Genomic DNA, 24,933 nt, shown 5'->3' on the forward strand with positions numbered 1-24,933 from the left:
AAGAAAATCAAGGGAATCTTGATTTGTCTAATTAAAGATCAGAAAAAGGATTAACAACCTGAGAAAAACCTATCTTTTTCTGGCGCTGTTTTATCTCACTGCGGATAGAATATAAGAGGTCCGTATCAAAATCCATCCTCGCTGCCCATTGCAGATAGGTTAGAGGAATTTCGGAAAAACACCGTCCCTTATGCTTCCCTAACGGCATGTATTTCATCTTAATCGGATTAGCTAATATTTCCTTGATTTGCTCAACGGTGCGAAACCTCTTACAAAGATATTTGAATATCGCAATATTAATTTCCACATCCTTCATGGCTCGGTGATTACCATTATAAGGGACATTAAAATGCATCGCTAAAGACTCTAATGAATTATTAGGACTATCCCCATATTCCTTAGCCAACCGTAAGGTGTCTACTACACAATATTTAGAAAAAAATTGCTGATCTACTCGCTTGGCTTCTTGACTTAGAACATCCAAATCGAACCCAATACTATGACCTACGATGTAATCTCCATCTCTGAAAAAAGAGTTTAACTTAGGTAACACCTCTGCAATAGTTGGCTGTCCTTCTAACATGGCATCGGATATATGGTGTATACGTTGGGACTCTACAGAAACAGATCTTTCCGGATTTACGAGAGTTTCAAAAGAATCCAACACTTCCTTGAAAGTAAACCGTACTGCAGCAACTTCTATGATACGATCTTTTTTTACATCTAGTCCTGTCATTTCACAGTCAAGACAAACAAAAACAGTATCCTTTAATAGTCCCATGCCAATTTTTATCCTTCTCTACAGCCCCACAGATCATTCCTAGGGGATGTTATAGCAATATCTCTTCTATTTTTTCCTAAAGACACAATACGCACCTCCACGATCTCCCGAAAAGTCGCGGCAACTTCCCCCATCTTTTCCGGCCACTCTACGCATAGAATATCCGAATCTTCCGCGTCCTCAAAAATTGATGTGTCAAAGAGATTAGAAAAACGGTACAAGTCGTAGTGCAAAACCCTGCGCCCATTGTTCTCATAAGTAAAAAGCCCAGAAAAGGAGGGGCTGGCTACTTCTCTACCTGCATGGTCCCCGAGATACCCCTCAACAACCCCTCTAACGAACTCGGTTTTACCTACGCCGTAGTCCCCGAACAACAACACCAAGCAGCCCATAGGGAGCTCTCTACCCAATCTTTCTCCAGCTAGAAGGGTTTCCTCCCTAGAGTAGCTTTCTATTCGTCGGCATCCACCCATTCACTAATGTACTCATGGAAAGATGTATCTTCTGCTAATACTTCTACAAATTCCGCAATTTTTTCTTCTTCTAGGTACCCCTGTAACAAAGACAAAAAGCTTCCTTCTAACTGAAATTTGTTTTGATTTTGTACTTCTACAAGCATCATGCGACGCAGATAGGACTTTTTGAAATCTTGAATCAGATCCGGCAAACTATTGAACAGCTTACCGGTAATCACCGAAGCAAAAACAACCTTCGTTCTAGGAGCTTTCGGCGGTTGGATATAATTAGCTATAACCTTAGGATCATCTGAGACAAAAAATCTTTTAACTCGGACCCCCCCCTGTCGTTCCGTGTTCTCAGGACATTTCGCCAACCAATCATAAATAGCATCTAGGGGGTTGCGGTACACATTGTCAGCAAAAACCTTTCCTGTAAATGGACATATATATATCCGCCTGGTTTCTTCATTAACGGAAGGCTTCCCTACCCCGATGCGTATCTCCGTTTCCCTCCAAAGCTTCTTCTCTTCCTCTAGAATCCTGACGGCATCTTCAGGAGATTTAAAAATAATCTTATCCTTAACAAAAACTACGGGATCTAGGGATAGCTCCTTCTCCAGATAGAAGAGGTAAGCAGTCAGCAACTCCGGCCGCTTCTGCTCCTTTAAGAACTGCAGCAATTTTTTTTTTACACTTCCAGAAACATTCATATCTATCCTTCCAGATCGGCCCAAAAGAAAACCTCCTCTTCTGTCTTCAGAGGTCCTCAGAAGAGAACAGAACCCTAAACTTAATACACGAAACTAAGGACTACGCCAAGGTCATTTCAGCGGCTGATTCTATCATATCGAAGGAATTATGTTAATCAGAAAGGAGGATTTCTTACTCTCAATGATAAGAGTTTCGCCATTGTTTTTTTTTTATCTTAAGTCTACAATTCGCCTCGAATTTGCAACCATGGCGGAATCGGTAGACGCGCTAGATTCAGGTTCTAGTGAGCTTTGGCTCGTGGAAGTTCAAGTCTTCTTGGTTGCATGTGGCTTCTACCCTCAAGAGAAGCCTGAGACTTTGCAAATATCCTTAAGGTAGGTTTTATGGTTAAAATTGTCTCCGACGATTCTTTCGATGCATTCGTCGCGTCCAAGTTAGTTTTAATAGATTTCTTTGCAGAATGGTGTGGTCCTTGCCGGATGCTGACGCCTATTATTGAAGAACTTGCCAGCGAAATCTCGGGACTTTCCGTGGGAAAGATTAATATTGACGAAAACTCTAAGGTAGCTGGAGCTCTCGGTATTTCCTCTATCCCCACTCTCATCCTGTTCAAAGATGGCAAAGAAGTAGAACGAGTTGTCGGGCTTAAAGACAAAGCGTATCTAATTAAAATGATCGAGAAACATCGGTAAAAGGTTTTCAGGCGAAAATTGCTTGCCACTGGCTGTAGTTTTGGCGCACGACTTCGTACATGACAATGCCCGCAGTCGTCGCCAAATTCAGTGATCTTGTTCCCCCTTGCATAGGAACTGTTAAACACTGATCACGATATTTCCTATAGATCTCTTCCGTAACTCCTCTTGATTCAGACCCAAAAATATAAACTCCCGAAAGCGGCAGCTGCACTTCAGCATAGTATTTTTTCCCACGGGTAGACAAAAGAAAAACCTCACTCAAGGGCACGCCCTGAACAGCCTCCTCCAAAGAATCCACCACAGAAAAATCCAACTGGGGCCAATAATCCATCCCTGCTCTCTTGAGCATTTTATCCGAAATAGAAAAGCCCAACGGACGAACCAGAACTAAGGATGCCCCTAAAGCTACACAAGACCTCCCAATATTCCCCGTGTTCTGAGGAATATCAGGATGAAATAGTACCACCTTCATATTAAGAAGAGGGTTGCGAGCTTGCCTTGTCATCTTGAGCAGCAGCAACCTCTTCCCCATTTACCTTAATCAATTCTATCTCAAAAATTAATAGGGAATTCGGAGGCAAACTGCCAGTTGTTCCATAAGCTAAACTAGGGTGAATATACAACTCTCTCTTCTCCCCTTCTTTCATTCCCTGCATTCCAAGAGCAAAACCCTTTATAGTTTGATGAAGAGGTAAAAGAATGGGCTCTTTTAAATCATAGGAACTGCTAAACACCTTTCCGTCCGCAAATCTACCTTGGTAGTGTAGTAATGCGGTAGGGGTTCCCTTGAGCACTTCACCCGAACCTTGCTCTATAATTTTGTATTGTAAAAGATTTTCTTGCACTTCTATGACATTTGTTTTTTTCGCATTTTCTTTAAGAAAATTCTCTGCTGCTAATAAATTTTCAGAGCTTTTTCTTTCAAAAATTTCTTTTTGTAAAATCGTCATTTTCTCCTCATATTCAGTCTGAGACAATGGAGCTGCTTTACTTAACATTTCATCCTGCATTCCCTTGGCAACCTCAATCAGATCAAACGTTATATCCTCTGACTTTGACAATTGTCTAGCCAACAGGTGCCCAAATGTTCTAGATAACTTTTTACTTTCTTCCATTTGTTCATCGCTTTGAGAAATTTCTTTCTCCGCAACAGCATCTTTATCTCCTAATCCTAAGCTACGTGCTAAAGTACGAACTGAAGATTTAGAAGAGCAGCTTGTGACCAAAATCAACAGCCCAGCAATAACTAAACCCCACTGTTTTTTCATAATACCTCTCGTGGTATAGGTTATTTTCTAAACAACCAAGCCTCCCTCTCTAAGAAGGATTAACTCGAATATGTAACTCTTTCATTTGTTCTAAACCGATCTCCGAAGGCGCCTGCATCATTAAATCTGTAGCCTTTTGGGTCTTTGGGAAAGCTATAACCTCCCTAATACCCTCAGCTTTTCCTAAAATCATGACTATCCTGTCTAACCCCAAAGCAATCCCTAAATGAGGAGGAGTTCCAAAACGAAGAGCCTCCGTAAAAAATCCAAATTTATTCTTAATATCCTCTAAAGAAAGGTTTAGTACACGAAAAACTTGTTGTTGTAAATCTGAACAATGGATTCTTTGCGACCCAGAAGCTATTTCATACCCATTTAACACTAAATCATAACCAGAAGAACGAACTTTAAGGGGGTCTGTTTCTAAAAATTCAATATCCTTCTCATGAGGTGAAGTAAAGGGGTGGTGTTCTGAAACTATTTTTCCGTCTTCCTCCGCAAACAAAGGAAAATCTGTTACCCAAATAAAAGCATACTGACCAGGATCGCACAAACCTCTCTCTTTGGCTATCAACCGCCTCAGATGATCTAAAGATTGATTTACTATCTTGTCTGAAGAAGCTATTAAAAAGGCTGCGTCCCCCTCCTCAACCTCTAGGAAGGATAAAAGTGTTTCAAAAACCTCTTTACTTGCAAATTTAAGAACATTAGATGAAATTTCTCCGTTAATTTTCCTGATCCAAACAAGTCCTTGACTCCCATATCTTTTAACGAATTCTGTGTAACCATCTATCTGCTTCCTGGAAATATCAGCGCCACCTTCAACACGAAATCCCTTAACCGTACCTCCCGACGCAAGCTGATCTAAGAAAATAGAAAAGGTGAATTGATTTGCATAAGCTCGACAATCTTTCAATTTCATTCCAAATCTAAGGTCCGGTTTATCCGTCCCATACTCATCTATAGCTTGCTGATAAGTCATCCTGGGTAAAGCCCCATGAATCTCCACTCCTCCGGCTAAAAAAAGTTCTTTTACAAGACCTTCCACCAGAAGAAAAAGATCTTCCTGAGTAGCAAAACTCATCTCCATATCAATCTGAGAAAACTCCGGCTGCCTATCAGCGCGAAGATCTTCATCACGAAAACAAGTTGCTATTTGAAAATACTTATCTAATCCCCCTATCATCAACAATTGCTTGAAAATTTGAGGAGATTGAGGCAATGCATAAAAATCTCCCGGATGCACTCTGGAAGGCACAACGTAATCTCTAGCGCCTTCAGGAGTCGACTTACAAAGAACAGGGGTCACTACCTCAGTGAAACCTTTCTTATCCATATATTTCCTGCAAGCCATCATCAGCTGATGTCTCAGAGACAACTTTGATAAAATATCCCCTCGACGCATGTCCAAATAACGATATTGTAGTCGCAACTCCTCGTTCACGTTTACATGATCATCGCAGATGGAAAAAGGTGGAACCTCAGACTTTGACAACACCGTTAACCCCTGGACTTCAACTTCTATTTCTCCAGTAGACAAATTAGGATTCGACATTCCCTCTAAGCGCTTTCTCACCCGACCTTCGATGGCAATTACCCATTCCGAACGCAAAGAATCCATGACTTTATGAAGTTCTGGTGCGTCTTTCGAGCTGCAAACAATCTGGGTAATCCCAAACTTATCCCGAAGATCAATAAAAAGAATTCCTCCATGGTCTCGGAATCTATGGACCCATCCTGCAAGTTTTACTATCTGTCCTTCGTGAACCAAAGACAATTCATTACAATTGTGCGTTCTGTATTTCATAAAGCAATTTTTCCTTAATATCCTCTTGAGAGCCCTTCTCTTCCTTTCGATCCCTCATATTTCGCAAAATGAAATGTTTATTTCTTAACTCTTCTTCCCCAACAACGCAGATGAAAGATATGTTTTCTATAGAAGCGCTCTTCAACATACTCTTAACACTTCTTCCTGAATAATCTACTTCTGCAGGAATCGACATTTGCCTCAAAGAATTTGCCCATAAGAAACAAAATTCTTCTGCTTCTCTCCCCATTGGCAATAAGCGGCAAGAAAAGCCTTTTCCAGGGAGAGGAGCTTGTTGTTGCATCAAAGTGCGTATAACCCTTTCTACGCCTATTCCAAAACCAAAGGCTGGAATATTCGGCCCTCCCGACTCAGCAATTAAATTATCATAGCGCCCACCACCCCCGATGGAGTTTTGCCCACCAATCCCTTCGATAAAAGCTTCAAAAACAAACCCCGTGTAGTAATCCAAACCACGGACCAATAAAGGGTCTAACGAACAACTTATACCTCTTCCTTTTAAAGCCGTACAAACCTCTTCTAGATACGTCCGATCTGCATCCTCCAGAAAATCAACCCCGGAAGGGGCAGTTTTTAAGAGAAGAATATCTTCAGGTTCTTTGGAATCTAAAATTCTCATGGGATTCGTAGAAAAACGCTCTTTGCTAATAGGAGAAAGTTGCTCATAGCAATCTGAAAAAAACTCCCTCAGCTTCTGAGAATAACTCTCCCTCGAACTTCCGCTGGCCAAATAGTTTACTCTAAGTTGAACATCTCTCAGACCCAAGGAGGAAAAAAAGTCCCATAATAAGGAGACTACTTCCGCATCCTTAAGTGGATGTTTAATTCCAATAGCCTCTACTCCAAACTGATGATGCTGACGATACCGACCGGCCTGCTGCCTTTCATACCTAAACATGGGAGCCAGATAAAAAAATTTATTCTCTTTGACACCTTCGTAAAGTCGATGCTCCACTAGGGCTCTCGCTACCGCGGCGGTCCCCTCCGGCCTTAAAGTAATGGACCTACCCTTCCTGTCAAGAAAAGTGTAAGTCTCCTTTCGAACAATGTCTGTATGCTCTCCAACTCGATGAAACACCTCAGTCTTTTCAAACACTGGTGTGCGAATCTCCTGAAACCCATACAAATCGCAGAGATGCCGAGCAACGGCTTCCACGTGACGCCAAACCCCTGAAGACCGCCACAAATGTTCCGCATCAAGAACTCTTGGGAGAATATCAAAGACTCCTTTCGGAAGTGAGGACCCCATAATTCTTCTCTCTGAATTACCTCTACTAAATTGGGGAAGGATACTCCATTCGTTGATTAAATCGCAAAATCAAACCCGACTCATGTCAGAAGAAGTCAAAAAAAGGGGCTGAATAATTTCTGATTCTTGTATCTCAGGATTTACAATCCCGCCTCGATTTTCAAAACAAATACTTACGCCCCTGGGGGAAAAAGCAGATCGGCAACAAACAAATTTTACAAACCAAGCTCCTGCGGAAAGCAAAATAAAACCTACCACACAAAGAACTACAAAGGACCTTCTCTTTAAGAGTCTCATTTTTACCCCCTATTAATTAAGTCAAACAAGCAGTCCTTACTGAAAAGGTCGGATCGCTTTAAAAAAATTCCTAATCAAGCAAAATGTTTCAAATTAAAAACTTTTTTACATAAATTTGGTAGCGTATGCTTCAAAATGAAAAACTATCCATTATTTCCTCTCTTGTCTTTTTCCTCCTACCTATGCTAGTGTGGGAGGGAAGGCGTCTTTATTCCCAATGATTTCTACAAAAAGTACCTTCGCTCGATACTTTAAATGTGGATCAAATCTTAGGATAAGGAGAATCCATGAGAATCTTACCTAGTTTCTTTCGACCTCCGCAGCATATCGCAGAGATCGACAACCCGGAAATTGTCAAAAAGAAGTATAGATATTGGCGGCTTAGAATCTTCTATAGTATGTTTGTGGGGTATATTTTTTACTACTTCACAAGAAAAAGCTTCACCTTTGCTATGCCCACCTTAATGGCAGATTTGGGGTTTGACAAAGCACAACTAGGTATCATTGGCAGTACCCTCTACATCTCTTACGGAGTTAGTAAGTTTGTCAGTGGGGTTATGTCCGATCAATCCAATCCTCGTTACTTCATGGCGTTTGGTCTAATTGCTACGGGGTTTACAAATATATTCTTCGGCATGTCCTCTACCATTCCTCTTTTTGCTCTTTGGTGGGGAGTCAACGGTTGGTTTCAAGGTTGGGGATGGCCTCCTTGCGCGAGACTTTTAACACACTGGTATTCAAAATCTGAAAGGGGCACTTGGTGGAGCATCTGGAGCACTTCCCACAATATTGGCGGCGCTCTAATTCCAATTCTGACAGGAGCGGCAGTTAATTGTTGTGGTTGGCGAGGTGCCATGTACATTCCAGGAGTACTCTGTATTGGCATGGGACTGATCCTAATCAATCGTTTGCGAGACACGCCTCAATCATTAGGTCTTCCTGCGATAGAAAAACACCGAAATGATCCTCTTCCCAATACCCAGGAGTCAAACGTCACTGAAGAGGAGGAAGTAGAGCTATCGACAAAGCAAATCCTATTTACGTACGTGCTCTCTAATAAGTGGATCTGGTTATTAGCTTTGGCTTCGTTCTTCGTTTATGTAGTACGAATGGCTGTCAATGACTGGAGCGCTCTATTCTTAATAGAAACCAAACACTATGCTCCTGTGAAAGCCAATTTCTGTGTATCGTTGTTCGAAATTGGTGGCTTGTTTGGGATGCTAATAGCCGGTTGGCTGTCGGACAAGGTCTCTAAAGGAAAGCGTGGACCTATGAACGTCCTCTTTTCCCTAGGATTGATCATTTCCATAGCAGGAATGTGGTTTTATCGGGATTTGAATGTCCTTTGGATCGATGGATCTTTGCTCTTTACAATAGGTTTCTTCTTATTCGGCCCCCAAATGATGATTGGTTTGGCGGCTGCTGAGCTATCGCACAAAAAAGCCGCGGGAACGGCCAGTGGCTTTGCTGGGTGGTTTGCGTATTTTGGAGCAGCTTTCGCCGGTTATCCCCTGGGAAAAGTTGCTCAAGATTTTGGTTGGCAAGGATTCTTTGCTGCTTTATTGGCCTGTGGCGCAACCTCGTTGCTTCTATTCTTACCGACATGGAATGCCTCCCCTAAGCAGGAAGATAGAACTTAAACTGTTATAGTATTGGGAGTTATTTTGAACTGGATCCCTTTGCATTGTCACTCTCAATACTCTATATTGGATTCAACAAATTCAATAAACAGCCTAGTAGAGAAAGCCGTTGAGTTTAGTATTCCCGCCTTGGCTTTGACGGACCACGGAAATCTCTATGGAGCTATTCCTTTCTACAAAGAATGCACGAAGCATGGCGTCAAGCCTATCATTGGAGCGGAGCTTTATGTAGCTCCAAATTCTAGATTTGAAAAAAAGAAAGAAAAGCACCGACGAGTTGCTCATCATTTAATTTTACTCTGTAAAAATGATCTAGGTTATCAAAATCTCTGTAAATTATCTTCTTTAGCATTTACTGAAGGATTTTACTACTTTCCAAGAGTGGATAAAGATTTATTAGCAGAATATCACGAGGGCCTTATTTGTTTATCAGCTTGTCTCAGTGGATCTATCCCTCAAGCCATCCTTCACGCCCCAGATTCTTTGGAAACAGAAATACGGTGGTTCCATGATCTCTTCGGAGAGGATTTCTACCTAGAACTACAACTTCACGAGATGTCGGATGATTCTTTAGAAAAAATTGATGAAGAATGGCTGAGACAAGAACATAAAAACTTTGTTTTACAACAAAAACAGGTTAACACTGCCTTAATCGCCTCCAGCAAAAAATTTTCTATTCCTGTTGTGGCCACAAATGACATCCATTACATCCATCCTGATGATTGGCTAGCCCATGAAATCCTTCTAAACATTCAGAGCGGAGAAACCATACGCACGGCCAAGCAAAATACGTATGTCTCAAATCCTAAACGAAAATTCTATCCTTCAAGAGAATACTATTTTAAGTCTCCTGGGGAAATGCTAGCTATATTTTCTGATATTCCAGAGGCTATTTCAAATACCAACATCGTCGCAGAGAAGTGTAACCTTGAGTTAGATTTTGACAAAAAACATTACCCCATATACGTCCCAGAAGAACTCAAGGGGACTTCCTATACTGAGAAAGAACGTTATGAAGCATCTGCTAAGTTTCTCAGACAGCTCTGCGATGAAGGATTGAAAACGAAATATTCTCCTGAAGTTTTAGAGTACATAGCAAAAAAATTTCCAGGCAAAGACCCAATGAACGTAGTTAAGGAACGTCTGGAAAGTGAGATGTCTGTCATCATCCCTAAGGGAATGTGCGATTATCTACTCATTGTTTGGGATATTATTCACTGGGCCAAAGCTAACGGCATCCCTGTAGGGCCTGGAAGGGGCTCCGGAGCTGGGTCTGTCATGCTCTTTTTAATGGGTATTACGGAGATCGAACCCATACGGTTTGACCTGTTCTTTGAAAGATTTATTAACCCTGAAAGAATTTCTTACCCTGACATTGACATCGATATATGCATGTCTGGGCGAGAAAATGTGATCAATTACACTTTGGAACGACATGGCAGAGAGAATGTTGCTCAAATTATCACATTTGGCACGATGAAAGCCAAGATGGCCATTAAAGACGTGGGACGCACGCTAGATATCCCTCTGTCTAAAGTAAATTCAATTGCCAAACATATCCCAGACTTAAATACAACTTTAGAAAAAGCTCTAGAGATAGACCCTGATTTAAACCATCTGTACACTCATGATCCTGATGCTACTCAGATCATTGATATGGCTCTCAAATTAGAAGGCTCTATTCGAAACACTGGTGTGCATGCAGCTGGTGTTATCATTTGTGGAGAGAAGCTTATTGATAAAATTCCTATCTGCATATCAAAAGACTCTTCCATGATCACCACACAATACTCAATGAAACCCGTCGAGAGTGTTGGCATGTTGAAAGTTGATTTTCTAGGATTAAAAACTCTCACCAGTATTCGGTTAGCAATCAACTCAATTCAAAAAAAGACTGGCACGCAACTTAGCATTAGTAATCTTCCTCTTGATGATCTGAAAACTTTCGCTCTCCTACACCAGGGAAAGACTCTTGGCATATTCCAAATGGAATCCAAGGGCATGCAAGAGTTAGCTAAAAACTTACGCCCAGATACATTTGAGGAAATTATCGCTATAGGAGCCTTATATCGCCCAGGTCCCATGGACATGATCCCTTCTTTTATCAACAGGAAGTTTGGGAAAGAAATCATAGAATATGACCATCCTTTAATGGAGAGTATCCTTAAAGAAACGTTCGGAATCATGGTTTATCAAGAACAAGTTATGCAGATAGCAGGTTCCCTCGCCAATTATTCATTAGGTGAAGGTGATGTTTTACGGCGAGCCATGGGGAAGAAAGATGCTGAGCAGATGGTGAAAGAGCGTGCGCGTTTCTGTGAAAGAGCTTGTAACAATGGTATCGATTCTCAATTAGCAACAACCATTTTTGACAAAATGGAAAAATTTGCTTCCTACGGGTTTAACAAATCTCATGCAGCAGCCTATGGTCTTATTACTTACACAACTGCTTACCTAAAAGCTAACTATCCTAGAGAGTGGATGGCTGCATTATTAACTTCTGATCGAGATGACATTGAGAAGGTTGGAAAGTTAATTCGAGAAGTTAAAAACATGGATATTGCTGTATTACCTCCCGACATCAATGAATCGGACCTAGATTTTGTGGCTACGGATCAAGGTATTCGTTTCGCTCTTACAGGAATTAAAGGTGTTGGAAAAGGTGTCGTAGAGAGCATTTTAGAGGAACGTCTAGCCCGAGGACCTTACAAAGATATCTATGATTTTATATCCAGATCTGATTTGAAGAAAGTTTCAAAAAAAACCATAGAATGCCTTACAGATGCAGGATGTTTTGATTTTTCGGAACCCAATCGAGATAAAGCTTTGGCCTTAACAGAAACCATCTACGAATCCGTGGCCAAAGAGAAAAAGGAAGCTGCTTCTGGAGTGATGACCTTCTTTTCTCTGAAAACCATGCAAAAAGACTCTCCAGTAATCAAGAAAGATGTTTCTTTTGTTTCTAGAAGTAAGCGAGAGCTACTGAAAAAAGAAAAAGAACTGTTGGGAATTTATCTTACAGAGCATCCCCTAGATGCTATTAAACACCTTATTCCTCGACTTTCCGGAGTTCCTTTTAGCGAATTTGAGAACCTTCCTCACGCTGCAACTGTGAGGACAACATTTATCATAGACAAAGTTGTCACCAAAATTTCCTCGAAAGGGCAAAGACGATTTGCAGTCCTTAGAGTTAGTGATGGAGAAGATTCTGTTGAATTGCCTATATGGCCCGAGTTGTATGAAGAAAAACAAACTTTATTGGAAGAGGATCGCCTCATTTATGCTATTCTAACCATAGACAGACGAGGTGGAGAATCTCTGCGTTTACATTGCAAGTGGATGGCAGATTTAGCTACTGTAAATGAGAATATCATTACGGAATGCGATGAAGCGTTCGAGAAAATAAAAATTCAAATGCAAAAAGTCGCGTACATGACTTCTCAACCTTCTAACTCGATAGAAAAAAAACAGGCTCCCGCGATGAAAAAGCACACTACTGTTCTCAGTATGGATTTACGACAAATAAAACACAGTCACATAGTGACTCTAAAAGATCTAATTCAAAGTTACTCTGGAGATATTCCCTTAAAGTTAGTTTTTACAAGAGAAGATACTTTGGTAGGAACCGTTTCTCCTGATGAAAGTTTCTACGTATCAGAAGATTTAGAAGGTTTAGCTCGAGAACTGGAAGGGTTAGGGTTACCAGTGACGGTAGCTAAAGAGTAGTTAAGAATCTAATTTTCTCCCGTTGATAGCGTTAATAAATTCTGTTCTTTGTGATCCGTCTGTTCCTTTTGTGGTGATCCTGTAAGCGGGGACGAAAACTTTTTTTGTATCTATCACATAAAAGTTTTTCCCAAAAACTTTTGAAGCCAACGAGCGAATATCATCTTCACTGTGTTTTTCAGCAATCATTATTGATCCTTTGGGCTTCATAAGAGACACCAAAGACCGATTCATAGTTGTCATACAGTTAGTTAAGGGTTGAAACTTCCTAAAAGGAATTCCCACCCTGTCTCCTTGAACAAAGATTAACTTTTTCCTGTGGCAACTCTTGATTGACTTAGCCACGTGGAAATTTTTTGAAGCCAATCGCTCTATGAGCTGTTCTCTATTCATTGATCCCCCCATAGATATCAGCGTTTGCATAATGAGCATATCATGCCTGTCTGCTTTAGAAATTAGGCATTCTCTGAACCCTTGGGAACAATTCCAAGTCTCTGTATCCAAAACAACTTCCCCATTGACAAGACTCCATAACAACACACCTTCCAAAATTTCATAATCTCCACTTCTGGAAGGGACTTCTTTCTGGTACCTAGCTTTGAGAAGCACGTAAGGGAAAAAACATTGTTCCAAGTAAAGGTCTTGATTTTTGTACTTTAGGTTTTCTATCACTTGCTCGGGAGAATATGATCTTTCTATGATAAAGATTTGTTCGCTGCCTATCATTTTTTTAGCGATGCGGGTCCCTTTATTGAATACCTCTCTACCGTAACGAGCCGAAGCAGTCATTATAGTTCTCGCTCTTACAGAGTTATCCCACAAAAAAATACCTAAAAAAAGAAGAGAAATTGGGATAAAAGCAGAATAAACTATCTTTTTCATAAAACACCTTTAATTATTATTTTAATAAACAAAAAAATCTTTTATCAAATAAAAAAAACAAAAGTTCTTAAACAATATAATCACAAGGGATTTGACAAATTCACTTTTACTTTTCTATGATCGCCTATTAGGTTTTATGAGTTTTGAATTATGAATCGTGCAGTCGTCCTACTTCTTTTCTCCTCTTTGTTTTATTGTTCCTTGACAGAAAGCAAGCCTATTGCTTTTGAACCATTTATGGGAGGGAAGCTTTCTACAAAACGGTTTTCCCCAAAATACTCGCCCGAACGTTACATGGAAGATGGCAAGCAATTCTTAGCCAGAGGTCAGTACCATAAAGCTCTCACTTGTTTCCTAATTATCATTAACCATTTTCCCGGTCACGAACTACTTCCTGAGTCCCTGTTGCTGGCAGGAAAATGCCACCTGAAGAGAGAACAATTTGATTTAGCTAATAAACTGCTAAGTAATTACTTATCCCTACCTGAAGCGGCCTACTCACAGGAGCTGTTTGAAATGAAGTTACAAATTGCTGCCAATTTTGCGCAGGGAAGACGTAAGCATTTATTTGCTTTGGAGGGATTTCCAAAGCTTGAAAATGCGGATCAAGATGCATTTAATATTTATAACGAGGTCCTTTCAGCACATCCCTTCGAAAATCTGGGAGCTGTCGCTTTATTTTATAAAGGAGAACTCCTTCGGGTTAGAAAAGAATTTGATGAAGCGTTAAAAGTTTTCCAGAAATTGACTAAGCAATTTTCTTCGCATGAATTAGCCATAAAAGCATATATAGCGATATCTGAAATTTATGTGATTCAAAGTATTCCCGAACCACATAATACGACCTACTTAACGTTATCCAAAGCTAACTTAGACAAGTTTGTAAAAAAACACCCTAATCATCCTGCAGTCAAAGTCTTAAACGAAAACATCCGTAAAATTGAAGAATGTCATGCTAAAGGTCTCTATGGCACAGGGAAATTTTACGAAAAGAAAAAGAAGCCTATGGCCGCCAAAATTTACTACCAAACCGTAGTTTCCTTGTATCCAGAGACCTCCTGGGTAGCCAAGTGTGATAATCGTATAGCAAGATTGTCTCGAAAAGCTTAGTTCTTCACTCTCATGAGATTTCTATTCTTTTTAATTCTATCTTGTTCATTATCCTCCTGTATTGGTTATACCTTTGTTCAACCGCAAAGTATTCTTAGCAATTCGTGGGGCCAAGCCCCCATATATGTATGTCCCATTCAAAATGATCTAGGGGGGGAGTTTCTTTCTGCCATAACTAATGCTTTGGTTAGCAGAAACTTCTGTATTAGCTCCGAGGATTGTGCCGACTATGTGCTACTGGTAGAAATTATAAAGGAGGTTGACCGTAATGTTGGTTTTTCTTATGCCCCGAATAAGCAAGGAGAAGAGATTCAAAAACATTTCCTAGTATCTGACGAAGGACGCCTTTCACTCACTGCAGACGTAAAACTTAGAAAACTTTCTTCCGGAGAAATTATTTTTACTAAGAGAGTGTTCTCTAATGAAGTTGTCTTTGATTTTGAGCCCGATGTTGGAATAGAAAATGCTCATGATTTTTCTCTGGGCCAATACGAAATGTATGGAGAGGCTAAGAAAAGCGCTCGAAAGACATTGTTGACAACCGTAGCTCAACTAATTGCGAAACAGATGTACTATGACCTTGTCTAAAGTCCAACAAACCTTCCCGGCTGTTATGGGAGAGCTACATAACATGCTGGATTTTGTTAAAAGAGCTGGAAAAAAAACTGCTCTAGGCAAAAATCGTCTAGCCAAACTAGAACTAGCCTGCGAGGAATTTTTAGTTAACATCATTTCTTACGCGTACGATACTGCCTCTTCCGTAGGGATCATCAATATTCTATGTAGAAATTCTTCAGAATATTTTGAAGTGACAATCACAGATCATGGAAGACACTTTGATCCCGCTCAAGCTGTTATAGAAACCCCAACCGACAAACCCTTGAAGGATCGAGAACCTGGAGGATTAGGAATTTTCCTCGCCCGTTCATCCGTAGATGAAGTGCGCTATGAACGGCTTAACAATACCAATATGTTGCGTATTTATACCTATTTTAACAAAGAATAGCTATCAAAACCTGCTTCTTAAAACAAAAGCCTTTATTAGATCCTTTTATGTACAATCAATTAAACGGTAAACCCCAGAATCATAAATCTATTTTTTATCTACCATGTCTCTAACTACGTGTTGAAAAACAAAACTAAAAATGGCGATATTTGTCTCTAAAAGTACATCAACATAGCTCATCCAATGGGTTCTCGTTTTCTTAAGCAATTTCTTTCTTTTTTAACCTTTTTAGTAATAAACCAATCTTTTTTACTTTTAGCAGCTTTTGACCCAACTATCACTTCCTCTCTCAAACTTTCTGGAGAAAGTCTTCTTCTTGTCAACGTATCTAATGGGGATATTTTGTATGAGAAAAATTCTGAGACTCCCATCTATCCTGCCAGCATGACAAAAGTTGCAACAGCACTTTTTATTCTTGCTTGCTATCCAGAAATTCTAGAAAAGTACGTCACCATAAAAAAAGATTACCTATCCACGATAACCCCAGAAATCAAAAAAGAGTCTGGATACCGAAGCCCGCCTTATTGGCTGGAGAGCGATGGAACTAACGTAGGGTTAAAACTAAGAGAAGAAATCTTGGGAAAGGAATTATTCCTCTCTCTCTTGATTTGTTCTGCCAATGATGCAGCTAATGCCCTTGCTGGAGCTTGCTCCGGATCCATTCCCAAGTTCATGGAAGAACTCAACATTTTCTTGAAGCAAATTGGCTGTACTTCCACTCATTTTAACAACCCTCATGGGTTACACCATCCAGATCACTTCACCACAGCAAGAGACCTAGCTCTAATTTTTCGTCTCGCATTAAAATACCCCCTATTCCGGGAAACGATAGCTACTACTCGATATAAATCTCTTGAAACCAATTTAGAGCCTGGAAGAATTTTCCAACAAACGAACAAAATGGTAATTCCTTCCTCGCAATTTTATTATCGATATGCTGTGGGAGGAAAAACAGGCTCTACAAAATGTGCAGGGAAAAATCTGGTATGTGCAGCGAAAAATCATCGTCGGGAAGTTATTGTTGTAGCATCTGGATATCATAAATCTGTAGCAGTTCTATACGATGATGTAAGATCCTTATTTGAAGTAGCTTTAAATGAACCTTACCAAAAAGATTACCTACTTCCTCCGGGATCGTCTTTTTCTATATCTTTCAGTAATAGTTGGAAAAAAGTCAGGGTTCCACTGCCCGAAGGGATCTATTACAACTTCTTCGCCTCGGAAGGGAAAAAACAAGCATCCATGATCTTTCAGCAAACCCTAAAAACTCTTCCTATAGCAGAAAACTTATGCTTAGGAGAAATCCTAGTTCTTGACCATACTGGTAACACTTTGTCATCTTTCCCCTTGGTAACAAAAAAGCGACTCACTCATAGCTTATTATCGAGATTTTCTGTCTTTCTAGCAAAAAAGGCTCTCCCTTTTTCCCTTATCATATACACTCTACTCCTATTGAAAAAAAGGCGATCTAGACACCGGTCTCGAAGCATTTTTTCATAATTTGATATATTTTTTTTTGCACTTTAACTAGAATCCCCGCTGCCTTTTTGTATCTTTGAGAGATTTCAGTAAGGTCTTAGTATTCCCTGGTTTTTGACTGGTTGCGCAACAGTTTCTTTGGGAGCCTTATGAGGGTCCTTAAGGACTGCTTCTCTTGGTCTTCTCTTACTAAAGAGATAGAATCTTCAAAGCTGAGGAAAACTCCTACCGATCACCAATTATGAAAGTATACTCAACAACCGCTTCATCAAGAGTTTGTATTTTATGTATTCCAAGATTCATCTTTTCGTTGCTACGACAATCATCGCTACTGGTCAATCTGAATGTCTTGCAAATGTTGTATCCTTTAAGTCATTGTTTGTTACAGAATCTCTCTACAAGGAGGCTGTAGCTATTCCCGTAGCAACACTCCCCTCTCCCGTCGAGCATGATTCAAAAGATCCCCTCCAAGAACCACCTTCAGCGCCGGTCAAAGCGCCTTCAACTGAAAACTCACTTGAAGAAATCTCGTGCACTTCCGAACCAGTAGAGAAAGAAATTGAGTCCACAGGAACATCTTCCGGCTCCCCAGCATTTAACGAAGATCTTAATTGTAGGGCTCCTTGTGAAGGATTTTGCTACAATTTGTTTTCCTTTAAGGAATTGCTGTCTGATTATGGGCCAAGCAGTGATGTCGATCTACTTTACGAGCATGGATTTGTTTTTCTATCTTGTGTTTTAGAACAACTACAATGGGAGTAAGAATTAAACTTTGAAAATCACGGAGTACATTCCATCTCCGGATCCAGTGGTAGGCAGAAGTTTGGTTTCCTTCTCTACTTCCCAGCCAAAGGTTTTAACAAAAAATTTTTTTTGCTCTTCATTTTCCTGAGGGAGCAGGGAGCAAGTGATGTAGACCAACCTGCCTGAGCTGCAGACAAACTGTCTGGCTTCATTAACAATTTTTCTTTGAAGAGTTACCCACAGAGATAATTTCTTGGAGGATAATAACCATTTTCCTTCTGGGTGTCTGCGGAAAGTCCCCGACCCCGAACAAGGGGCATCTATAACAACGACATGACATCGTTTAGTATACTTGTTCAAGGTCTTCCTATTTACAATTGAAAAGTTCGTATTTCCTGAACGAAGTAAGCGTTTTTGGGCCTGTCTCAAGGCAACTTTTCGAATATCGTGCAGGAGAATTAAGGATGCTTTCTCTGCAAACACTAAGCTTTTACCTCCTGCTCCTGCGCAATAATCAAGCACAACATCTGAAGCAGTGATGGGTACTTCTTGGGAGACTTTTTGAGAAGACAAGTCTTGAAACTCAAAAAGTCCTTCATTAAATTCTTTGGTCCTTTGCAAAGGATATCTTTCCACCAACCGTATTGCACCAGGAATCGAACTACTAACCTCCCCTACGAATCGTCCTTCCCACCTATGCAGCAATTCCTTAGGAGAAATTTTTTTGGTATTCACTCGAATACTAGTTGGTGCCTCTTCTTGAAATAGAGCCAAACACTGCCTCACGTATTCCTCTGGATAGCAATCTTTTAACAAAGATAGAAAATCGTCAGAGACAGAGTAGTAAATCGCTTGCGAGCAAGGACTATCTTCTTTGAGAGTCTTTAGATCCTTTTCCAGTATTAAGGAGACAAGGTTCTCTGAAGAACATCGTTGATTCGTTTCTTTTAAGTAATATTTTAAAAAACGAAAATTCCTAATGATAAGATAGAAACACTCACTGATAAACTTACGATCTTTGGACCCTAAGGATTTATTATTTTTAAAATACCAGGCCAGCACTTGATCTGAAGGACTAAGGAAACTCGCTTCAATGAATTCCCGCAAAACCCGTTGTAAATGATATGCACGAAAAGGAACCATAATAGTGCTCATGATAAAAAATCTTCTCTTTTTCTTCAGACAGATTTTCTACTAGAGACCACTTCTTCCATCAAAGATTGTTTAAATTCCTCTTTGCGATTCCATAACCAACTCTCCAGAGTAACTCCCAATAGCCAATCTATCTTAATACCTTTGTCAATAACAGTGTCTATAAAAAGGAGTATTTCCTGGATCTCTCTAGCATCCTTAGCTAAAGGAAATACTTTCTCTCTTCGAAGCTCTTGTAAAAGAGCCTGACCTATAATAATCTGGCTATTTTTAAATACCTCCACATTTTGTTCGTGTATTAATTCCCATTCTCCCAAAATTCCTCTGCCCTGGTTTGAGTGTAATCCTCTCTCTATACATCTCCACATAGGCAATGTATTGACAACAAAAGCTTTAACCAACTCTTTAGTCAACAAACAAAAATCTTCAAAACTAAATTTTGTTAAGGATAAAAAATTATTGATTACTCTACTTTCTATTTCTCCAATTTTAACATCCCGATGATTAATAGAAACTGTAAGAAATTTTTCCAACAAGCGACTTCTCACTTGATCAGCTACACAGGTCTCGGACATCAAAAAATCCAACAGTGTTTTGAGAAGAAATGTCTCATTTTGCCGGATCTTAATGACGTCATGCATGAGATGCTTCAGAGAGCTACTAATAGAAATTCCCTTTTCAGCAAGGTAAGAGATCTCTTTTTTTGATGCCGTTGGAGAATATTTCTCTACTCCACTTTGAAAAACTGTAGTAATTTTAGATTGATTCCTTTGAAGCCCTGCATGCAAAAATTCTTTTATCCTCAAGAGCTTATTTATAACATCCCGTCGTTCTAAAATATCGTTACCTGTAAACTTGCTCAGCCACCTACGCTGCCATCGTTTTTCTTCATTCAACCTCCTGTCAAGGATGCCAAGAAGTTTCGTGAGTTCTAAGTAAGATTTACCTTCGTGACAAATAAGTTTATCTAAGACAGCAGCAAAAATAGATACATCTTGAGTTTGAGATTCTAACAAACCATCCCCTGCAAAAATAATCATGATTTGTCGTAAATCTCTATCGTAGACTATGTCTACCCTGTTGTCTCTAACAGATAGCTCTATCACCCTGAGATAATAGTCCGTCGAAAAAGAAAAATCTAACATAGGCATGAAAGAATGCTGAGTGCGTCCAAGACAAAGCCTTTACATAGAATTACTCTGAAAACGAAGAGAAATCTAATTTTTTCCAGCCACGGAAAAATCTTTTTACTATCGCATTAAGCTGTTTATCAAAAGCAACATCATTATGGTAATAAGCTTTAGCAATGGTAGCCGCGTTTGCTCCTACAGTCTGATCAATAATGTCTCGATTTAGATTCGGATTTGATTCATAAAGTTTTGATACCAAAGACTCTAGCTCTTTGATAAATTTCTCTCTCAGTCCAAATAACAGGTCCTGAACTAACAACTTCTCATCTTCTCCCAGAGCAGAAAAATCTTGCAGCAATTGAGCTAAAAGTTTCTCTGTCTCATAACTTCTCAAAGGATCAAAATCCGATAAAGAAGTCATCATATTGGAAGCTTCATAGCGTATGGAAAAAGTAGGAACCATACACAGCTTTAAGAGTGCACGCATAGCAGGAACGTTAGAAGTGCCCTCAGAAATACTCTCCACAGCTACGTGACCACACAACTCTTGTATCTCGCGCCACTTCGTTGAAGATTCAGGGGATAATTCTCGAATTAGAGTTTGTTTAATACTCTTTTCTAAGGGAATGCCCAAAAATAAAGATCGAACATCATCCACTCTTCTTAAAGCCATCAACATCAGCTTCGCCGCAGCAATTACAGATTCCTTGCTATGAGCGGGAATCTTAAATTGTAATGGAGATAAAACAACTCTAACAAAACCTGCTTTTAATCTTTTATTATACTGTTGGGCAAGAGAATCTTGAGAACTACTGGATTCTCGAGAATTATAACTTTCATCCCTCCGAACACCAAAATCTACACCCCTAAAACTCTCAGAAGAGGCGCTGCTTTTATTGGAACAATAACAACACCTTCGTATAACCCCCCAAACCCTTCGAGCTATGGAAAATATCCTTCGCAATAGATTCCTAAAAAATCCTGTTGGAAGTTCTTGTTCCACCCGACCATGAAGGTCATACTCAGAAGCATACTCCTCTGTCCGAGGTGTTCCCTCCTGAGACTCAAAAATCTCTTCAGTACACTCAGAAATCCTGTTATCTAAATCCTCAACTTCATCCAAGGAATCACTGTCTTCTTGGTTACTACCAACTTTTTGAGACCCTATATCTTCTGGCTGAATTCTTGAATCTTCTCCTCTAGGAGGTATCCCGCTAACCATCTTACAAACTCCCTATCTACTCATTTCTAGGTGGGAACATATCATTTATCATAACTTGCTTAGCAACAAGGGAAGATGTTGGCGTTTGTTTCTCCATATGCTTAAACAAAAGTTGAGTAGAATTTAAGTTTGACTCCACCAATCCTTTGCTATACCTGGGGTTGGCTTTTTCAATTTCTTTCTGCAACAAGGAAATCAATCCTTGAGCCTGGTTTGTCATGTTCTCTAGAGCTTTATTAAAATCTCTGGGAGACTTCTCTTTTAAAGCTTGGAGATCCTGTCCTAACCGAGCCAAGTCGGAATCAGCAGTATCATTTATTTCTTCCATAAGCTCTTGCACGTTGGATGCTGTCCCGGCTTCTAACAAAAACATCATCATTATGTTCGCTGTATCCCACCATCCTCCGTCATTACCTTCCACGAGGGCCTTGTCTAAAATTTGTCTTGTGTTGGTCTTGACTTGCTTTAACAGACCGGGGTTTGATGCAGGCCCTTTGGCCTGTTTGTGGGCAGTTTTCCTAACTTCCTCAAGAGATTGTGAGGTAATCCCAAGTCCTAACATCTTGTACTCCACTGGACGTTCTGCTTCGAGCTTTACCCAGCTGTCCCTTAGTATGCTTGCGGGATCCCATCCTTTAGTTTTCATCCCTTCCTGGATAGCTTGTTTTAACCCTGCCACTAGAGGGCTATCAGAGGGACTTGGATCAAAGGACTCACCAATCTCTTCGTAAACATGCTCTCCATCATCAACCTCTTGCATCCTTTGCTGCATTAGACCCTCATTATCTGGAGTCTCATAAATACTTTCCTCGTCAGAAGTGCGGGAACCTCCCTCACTGGCAGTGTGATAACTACCTTCACTGCTAACAGTGTGATAACTACCTTCACTGCTAGCTGTTGCGTAAACACTTCCTTCTCTACTGGAATCGGAAGTTTCAAACACATTGTCATCATTTCCAGGATACTTGATTTCCTCGTAGATATGCTCCTCATCGTCAGAACTGCTAGAAGAAATCATGGACTTCCTGTCAGATCCCTCCGAGCGCCCCTTTGTGAGCAACTTAGCTAGATCTCTATCTGCCACTTCTACGTCACCATTTTTTGATGTTTCTAAAGTATGGACCTCAGAATTTGAACGACTTCGACTTGGGGGTGTTGTGGGAGCAAAACCAGAATAAATTCCAACTTCTACCTGATCTCTACCCGTTGCATCTTCTCCTGCTAAATTTGGAGCACTACTGCTTCTATTTGGAGGTGTTGTGGGAGCAAAACTGGAATAAATACCTGTCTCTGGATTACGCAATTCTGGGGCACTTCGAGACTTATTCATTCCTCCTTTTCCGAATAAGGAACGCACTTTTTCTGATAATTTGGCTAAAAAACCCTTCCCTTCACCAGAAACTTTATGGGAAGAAGAGGAGGAGGCAGAAGAAGTTGAAGAAGAGGAGGCCATCCGTCCTCGAGCAACATTACCTACTCTTCCAGACGTTCCCGCAGACTCTCCTTCGGAACTCGAAACTTTTCTATCACCTAAACTACCTTCAGTTTTTCGAGGCCCTCCGCTGGATGTAGCTCCCTCCCATCGTACTCCCCCTGAAGACCCTTGATTTGGATCAATAGTCATTAGAATCTCCCAACAAAAAAAGAAAAAAATCAAAAATTAATTATCTTAATTTTAAAAAATTATTTATTAATAAAACAAACTTCAGAAGAAATAGAATTAAAAATAACAAAGAAAACAAAAAAGCCTTTTAATCAAAACTGATTAAAAGGCTTCTAATAAAACAAATAAAAAACAGAAATTAGTCGTTAGGTGGGAATAAATCGCATACTAATACCAACATAGCATTATCGCTAACGCTGGGATAAGCTTTTTCTATCTCCCTGAGTAAAAACTTAGAATGTCCAGCATATTGCCCAACTAAGCGATAGTTTGCATGAGGGTTGGCCTTTACTAATTTTCCTCTTTCAGTTTCTAGCATTTTTTGACCCTCCTTCAGCAAAGTCACCAACCCCTTGCTGTATTCCTTTAACCCCTTACTTTTTAATTTCTCCATATCTTCCCCTATTTGAGCAAGTAGCGAATCATGAATCTCATTTAACTCATTCATAAGATTTGCTGGGCCCTCAAGAGAATTTTCTGCCTGAAGCAGAAACAAGAAAAATATATTCGCTTTATTCCAATTCCCTGTTTCGTTACCTTCATAAACGGCATCCGACAAAAGGTTTCTTACATTACTTTTGATGTTTTTTAAACGTTTACCTTGACGGGTTATCCCCCGGGCCTTTTTAGCCAGGGCTTTCCTTTTTTCGCCTATGGTTTCAAGTAACAGTCTCTTTCCCATAAGCCTATATTCCAAAGGAGTTTCCTTTTCTACTGTCTCCCAAAGTTCTCTCAATTTTTTGCTGTTAACTTTAATATTCTCGGCTTCCTTGGAGATATTTTTCAGCCCCTTGACCAATACATCAGTCTTTAATCCTTCCTGAGAAGAAATGCTTTCTGAAGAACTTGAACGACTAGAAGAAGATCCGCTAAACCAGTTCACCACTCTATGCATTAAATTTCTAAGAGGACTTGAAGATTTTCGCGAACTACTACTAGAATGACTTCCAAAACTTCTATTGCTATTCGATCGACTAATATTGCTAGCGACACTGGAAGTTTTACTTTCCGTAGAACCAGAGGAAAATTCGTCATCCGCATCATAAGATACTTTACGTCCTCCTATACTTCCTTGAGCACCTCCTTCCGCACCAAGATCTCTTTCCCATGGATTATTATTTTGATTACCGGTTGGATTTATGCTCATACTGACCTTGCTAGTTAAAAATTAATAAAAAGTGTTCTTGCCAGCACTAGGAGAAAAAGTTTTTCTCCATGAAGCTTTACAGCTTCTTTAATCCCTTCACAAGTCGCTTATATACAAAGAATTGTCTACTCCTTCTTTCAGCTAAGCTGTTCCTAAAAACTTTTTGAGGTAATTTGTCAAAATGCAACAAAGCTGTTCTAAACTACCCTCACTAAAGCTTGTCCTATGAAGCAAAACACTTGATTTTTCAAAAAACTCTTGCGTCTATGTCTCTCAAATCTGGCGCGTATGGCGCTCGAGCATTAAAAATCTCCTAAAGAAAAGGTCTTTTTCTGTTGTCTAAAGCCCCGCACAAAACCATTAATTGGTCCCCACTTTGGGATTGCAATTGCGCTTTTGAGACTTTCTCTAAAACAGTAACTGTGAGTAGGGATAAGTCTTCTCGTAAAGATTATCACCAGGGCCTCCCAAAATCTGATCTCATCAGATGATATTGACCAACCCATGAGGAGAAGTAAAAACACGTTATTCTTTAAATATGAGACGCTTAAAGCTCTGTTGACAAAAGTATTCCTTGTTTTTTCAATCCCTACATTTTTCAAAGGCAATGGGGCGACTAAAATAGGCAATAGAACCGGCACAGATTTGATCGACATAAAATAAAAAACGTTTTGTTTTTGTTTATTTTATAATAAAAACAAAACAAACCAAACGAATTTTATTTATAAAACAAGACGACAACAAA

General features: G+C 39.9%; 21 protein-coding genes and 1 tRNA gene. 9 read left to right on the forward strand and 13 right to left on the reverse strand.

What is annotated here, in order from left to right; genetic code table 11:
* Window positions 1–31: 31 nt before the first annotated feature.
* Genes KJA62_RS04260 through KJA62_RS04270 form a run of 3 tightly spaced genes read right to left on the reverse strand, consistent with a single transcriptional unit; the run spans window position 32 to window position 1,949 of the window.
* Entirely contained in the window at window positions 32–781 is a 750-nt protein-coding gene (locus KJA62_RS04260) for a putative quorum-sensing-regulated virulence factor (protein ID WP_213318770.1), read from the reverse strand.
* Window positions 782–789: 8 nt separating this feature from the next.
* Window positions 790–1,254: a tRNA (adenosine(37)-N6)-threonylcarbamoyltransferase complex ATPase subunit type 1 TsaE gene (gene tsaE / locus KJA62_RS04265; protein WP_213318771.1), complete on the reverse strand. Its 465-nt coding sequence runs from the start codon at window positions 1,252–1,254 to the stop codon at window positions 790–792.
* Window positions 1,233–1,949, reverse strand: a complete 717-nt coding sequence (locus KJA62_RS04270) for a DUF2709 domain-containing protein (RefSeq protein WP_213318772.1) — start codon at window positions 1,947–1,949, stop codon at window positions 1,233–1,235. Before KJA62_RS04270 ends, tsaE begins: the two co-directional genes overlap by 22 nt.
* A 241-nt stretch (window positions 1,950–2,190) precedes the next feature.
* Here KJA62_RS04270 and KJA62_RS04275 point away from each other — a divergent pair.
* A tRNA-Leu gene (locus KJA62_RS04275) sits at window positions 2,191–2,274 on the forward strand.
* Window positions 2,275–2,333: 59 nt separating this feature from the next.
* Entirely contained in the window at window positions 2,334–2,642 is a 309-nt protein-coding gene (gene trxA, locus KJA62_RS04280) for a thioredoxin (protein WP_213318773.1), read from the forward strand.
* 7 nt (window positions 2,643–2,649) lie between these two features.
* Here the strand turns inward: trxA and KJA62_RS04285 are convergent, their stop codons facing one another.
* The 4 genes from KJA62_RS04285 to hisS are packed head-to-tail and all read right to left on the reverse strand — an operon-like array spanning window position 2,650 to window position 6,990.
* Complete coding sequence (locus KJA62_RS04285) at window positions 2,650–3,117, reverse strand: tRNA (cytidine(34)-2'-O)-methyltransferase (RefSeq protein WP_213318973.1); 468 nt, start codon at window positions 3,115–3,117, stop codon at window positions 2,650–2,652.
* Window position 3,118: 1 nt separating this feature from the next.
* The gene (locus tag KJA62_RS04290) at window positions 3,119–3,913 is read right to left on the reverse strand and encodes an FKBP-type peptidyl-prolyl cis-trans isomerase (protein WP_213318774.1); all 795 of its coding nucleotides are present in this window, start codon (window positions 3,911–3,913) and stop codon (window positions 3,119–3,121) included.
* 49 nt (window positions 3,914–3,962) lie between these two features.
* The gene (gene aspS / locus KJA62_RS04295) at window positions 3,963–5,720 is read right to left on the reverse strand and encodes an aspartate--tRNA ligase (protein ID WP_213318775.1); all 1,758 of its coding nucleotides are present in this window, start codon (window positions 5,718–5,720) and stop codon (window positions 3,963–3,965) included.
* Window positions 5,695–6,990, reverse strand: a complete 1,296-nt coding sequence (hisS, locus tag KJA62_RS04300; protein ID WP_213318776.1) for a histidine--tRNA ligase — start codon at window positions 6,988–6,990, stop codon at window positions 5,695–5,697. Before hisS ends, aspS begins: the two co-directional genes overlap by 26 nt.
* A gap of 584 nt (window positions 6,991–7,574) precedes the next feature.
* On the opposite strand from hisS, the gene uhpC reads away from it, so the two are divergent.
* Both uhpC and dnaE read left to right on the forward strand, forming a co-directional pair.
* Window positions 7,575–8,927 (forward strand): MFS transporter, encoded by a 1,353-nt coding sequence (uhpC, locus tag KJA62_RS04305; RefSeq protein ID WP_213318777.1) that lies wholly within the window; start codon window positions 7,575–7,577, stop codon window positions 8,925–8,927.
* Between the two features lie 24 nt (window positions 8,928–8,951).
* A complete protein-coding gene (gene dnaE, locus KJA62_RS04310; RefSeq protein ID WP_213318778.1) occupies window positions 8,952–12,653 on the forward strand; it encodes a DNA polymerase III subunit alpha in 3,702 nt (1,233 codons plus the stop codon).
* Here the strand turns inward: dnaE and KJA62_RS04315 are convergent, their stop codons facing one another.
* Window positions 12,654–13,535, reverse strand: a complete 882-nt coding sequence (locus tag KJA62_RS04315; protein WP_213318779.1) for a hypothetical protein — start codon at window positions 13,533–13,535, stop codon at window positions 12,654–12,656.
* A gap of 150 nt (window positions 13,536–13,685) precedes the next feature.
* Between KJA62_RS04315 and KJA62_RS04320 the strand changes: the two genes are divergently transcribed.
* From KJA62_RS04320 to KJA62_RS04340, 5 genes are all read left to right on the forward strand, one after another.
* The gene (locus KJA62_RS04320; protein ID WP_213318780.1) at window positions 13,686–14,645 is read left to right on the forward strand and encodes a tetratricopeptide repeat protein; all 960 of its coding nucleotides are present in this window, start codon (window positions 13,686–13,688) and stop codon (window positions 14,643–14,645) included.
* Between the two features lie 12 nt (window positions 14,646–14,657).
* Window positions 14,658–15,233, forward strand: coding sequence for a lipopolysaccharide-assembly family protein (locus KJA62_RS04325; protein ID WP_213318781.1), 576 nt, complete (start codon window positions 14,658–14,660; stop codon window positions 15,231–15,233).
* Window positions 15,220–15,651, forward strand: coding sequence for an ATP-binding protein (locus KJA62_RS04330; RefSeq protein WP_213318782.1), 432 nt, complete (start codon window positions 15,220–15,222; stop codon window positions 15,649–15,651). The genes KJA62_RS04325 and KJA62_RS04330 overlap by 14 nt, the downstream gene beginning before the upstream one ends.
* Window positions 15,652–15,834: 183 nt before the next feature.
* Window positions 15,835–17,151, forward strand: a complete 1,317-nt coding sequence (locus KJA62_RS04335) for a D-alanyl-D-alanine carboxypeptidase family protein (protein ID WP_213318783.1) — start codon at window positions 15,835–15,837, stop codon at window positions 17,149–17,151.
* A 264-nt stretch (window positions 17,152–17,415) separates the two neighbouring features.
* A complete protein-coding gene (locus KJA62_RS04340) occupies window positions 17,416–17,892 on the forward strand; it encodes a hypothetical protein (RefSeq protein WP_213318784.1) in 477 nt (158 codons plus the stop codon).
* 3 nt (window positions 17,893–17,895) lie between these two features.
* On the opposite strand, the gene KJA62_RS04345 is transcribed toward KJA62_RS04340, so the two are convergent.
* The 5 genes from KJA62_RS04345 to KJA62_RS04365 all read right to left on the reverse strand — a co-directional run bounded on the left by KJA62_RS04345 (window position 17,896) and on the right by KJA62_RS04365 (window position 24,188).
* Window positions 17,896–19,029, reverse strand: coding sequence for an RsmB/NOP family class I SAM-dependent RNA methyltransferase (locus tag KJA62_RS04345; RefSeq protein WP_213318785.1), 1,134 nt, complete (start codon window positions 19,027–19,029; stop codon window positions 17,896–17,898).
* A 23-nt stretch (window positions 19,030–19,052) separates the two neighbouring features.
* Window positions 19,053–20,177 (reverse strand): hypothetical protein, encoded by a 1,125-nt coding sequence (locus KJA62_RS04350; RefSeq protein ID WP_213318786.1) that lies wholly within the window; start codon window positions 20,175–20,177, stop codon window positions 19,053–19,055.
* 43 nt (window positions 20,178–20,220) lie between these two features.
* Window positions 20,221–21,378 (reverse strand): TmeB family type III secretion system effector, encoded by a 1,158-nt coding sequence (locus KJA62_RS04355; RefSeq protein ID WP_213318787.1) that lies wholly within the window; start codon window positions 21,376–21,378, stop codon window positions 20,221–20,223.
* 16 nt (window positions 21,379–21,394) lie between these two features.
* Entirely contained in the window at window positions 21,395–23,002 is a 1,608-nt protein-coding gene (locus tag KJA62_RS04360) for a hypothetical protein (protein ID WP_213318788.1), read from the reverse strand.
* A 178-nt stretch (window positions 23,003–23,180) separates the two neighbouring features.
* Entirely contained in the window at window positions 23,181–24,188 is a 1,008-nt protein-coding gene (locus KJA62_RS04365; protein ID WP_213318789.1) for a hypothetical protein, read from the reverse strand.
* Window positions 24,189–24,933: the final 745 nt, after the last annotated feature.

Origin of the sequence: Chlamydiifrater volucris (assembly GCF_902806995.1) — a bacterium.
Classification (GTDB): Bacteria; Chlamydiota; Chlamydiia; order Chlamydiales; family Chlamydiaceae; genus Chlamydiifrater; species Chlamydiifrater volucris.

What these genes read in the sequence shown, in the direction of transcription:
- KJA62_RS04330 (WP_213318782.1), top strand. Translation starts at nt 15,220, where the DNA reads ATGACCTTGTCTAAAGTCCAACAAACCTTCCCGGCTGTTATGGGAGAG.
- KJA62_RS04355 (WP_213318787.1), bottom strand. Translation starts at nt 21,378, where the DNA reads ATGGTTAGCGGGATACCTCCTAGAGGAGAAGATTCAAGAATTCAGCCA.
- tsaE (WP_213318771.1), bottom strand. Translation starts at nt 1,254, where the DNA reads ATGGGTGGATGCCGACGAATAGAAAGCTACTCTAGGGAGGAAACCCTT.
- KJA62_RS04340 (WP_213318784.1), top strand. Translation starts at nt 17,416, where the DNA reads ATGTATTCCAAGATTCATCTTTTCGTTGCTACGACAATCATCGCTACT.
- KJA62_RS04270 (WP_213318772.1), bottom strand. Translation starts at nt 1,949, where the DNA reads ATGAATGTTTCTGGAAGTGTAAAAAAAAAATTGCTGCAGTTCTTAAAG.
- uhpC (WP_213318777.1), top strand. Translation starts at nt 7,575, where the DNA reads ATGAGAATCTTACCTAGTTTCTTTCGACCTCCGCAGCATATCGCAGAG.
- hisS (WP_213318776.1), bottom strand. Translation starts at nt 6,990, where the DNA reads ATGGGGTCCTCACTTCCGAAAGGAGTCTTTGATATTCTCCCAAGAGTT.
- KJA62_RS04260 (WP_213318770.1), bottom strand. Translation starts at nt 781, where the DNA reads ATGGGACTATTAAAGGATACTGTTTTTGTTTGTCTTGACTGTGAAATG.
- KJA62_RS04285 (WP_213318973.1), bottom strand. Translation starts at nt 3,117, where the DNA reads ATGAAGGTGGTACTATTTCATCCTGATATTCCTCAGAACACGGGGAAT.
- KJA62_RS04290 (WP_213318774.1), bottom strand. Translation starts at nt 3,913, where the DNA reads ATGAAAAAACAGTGGGGTTTAGTTATTGCTGGGCTGTTGATTTTGGTC.
- KJA62_RS04345 (WP_213318785.1), bottom strand. Translation starts at nt 19,029, where the DNA reads ATGAGCACTATTATGGTTCCTTTTCGTGCATATCATTTACAACGGGTT.
- KJA62_RS04365 (WP_213318789.1), bottom strand. Translation starts at nt 24,188, where the DNA reads ATGAGCATAAATCCAACCGGTAATCAAAATAATAATCCATGGGAAAGA.
- KJA62_RS04315 (WP_213318779.1), bottom strand. Translation starts at nt 13,535, where the DNA reads ATGAAAAAGATAGTTTATTCTGCTTTTATCCCAATTTCTCTTCTTTTT.
- KJA62_RS04360 (WP_213318788.1), bottom strand. Translation starts at nt 23,002, where the DNA reads ATGACTATTGATCCAAATCAAGGGTCTTCAGGGGGAGTACGATGGGAG.
- trxA (WP_213318773.1), top strand. Translation starts at nt 2,334, where the DNA reads ATGGTTAAAATTGTCTCCGACGATTCTTTCGATGCATTCGTCGCGTCC.
- KJA62_RS04320 (WP_213318780.1), top strand. Translation starts at nt 13,686, where the DNA reads ATGAATCGTGCAGTCGTCCTACTTCTTTTCTCCTCTTTGTTTTATTGT.
- KJA62_RS04350 (WP_213318786.1), bottom strand. Translation starts at nt 20,177, where the DNA reads ATGCCTATGTTAGATTTTTCTTTTTCGACGGACTATTATCTCAGGGTG.
- KJA62_RS04335 (WP_213318783.1), top strand. Translation starts at nt 15,835, where the DNA reads ATGGGTTCTCGTTTTCTTAAGCAATTTCTTTCTTTTTTAACCTTTTTA.
- aspS (WP_213318775.1), bottom strand. Translation starts at nt 5,720, where the DNA reads ATGAAATACAGAACGCACAATTGTAATGAATTGTCTTTGGTTCACGAA.
- KJA62_RS04325 (WP_213318781.1), top strand. Translation starts at nt 14,658, where the DNA reads ATGAGATTTCTATTCTTTTTAATTCTATCTTGTTCATTATCCTCCTGT.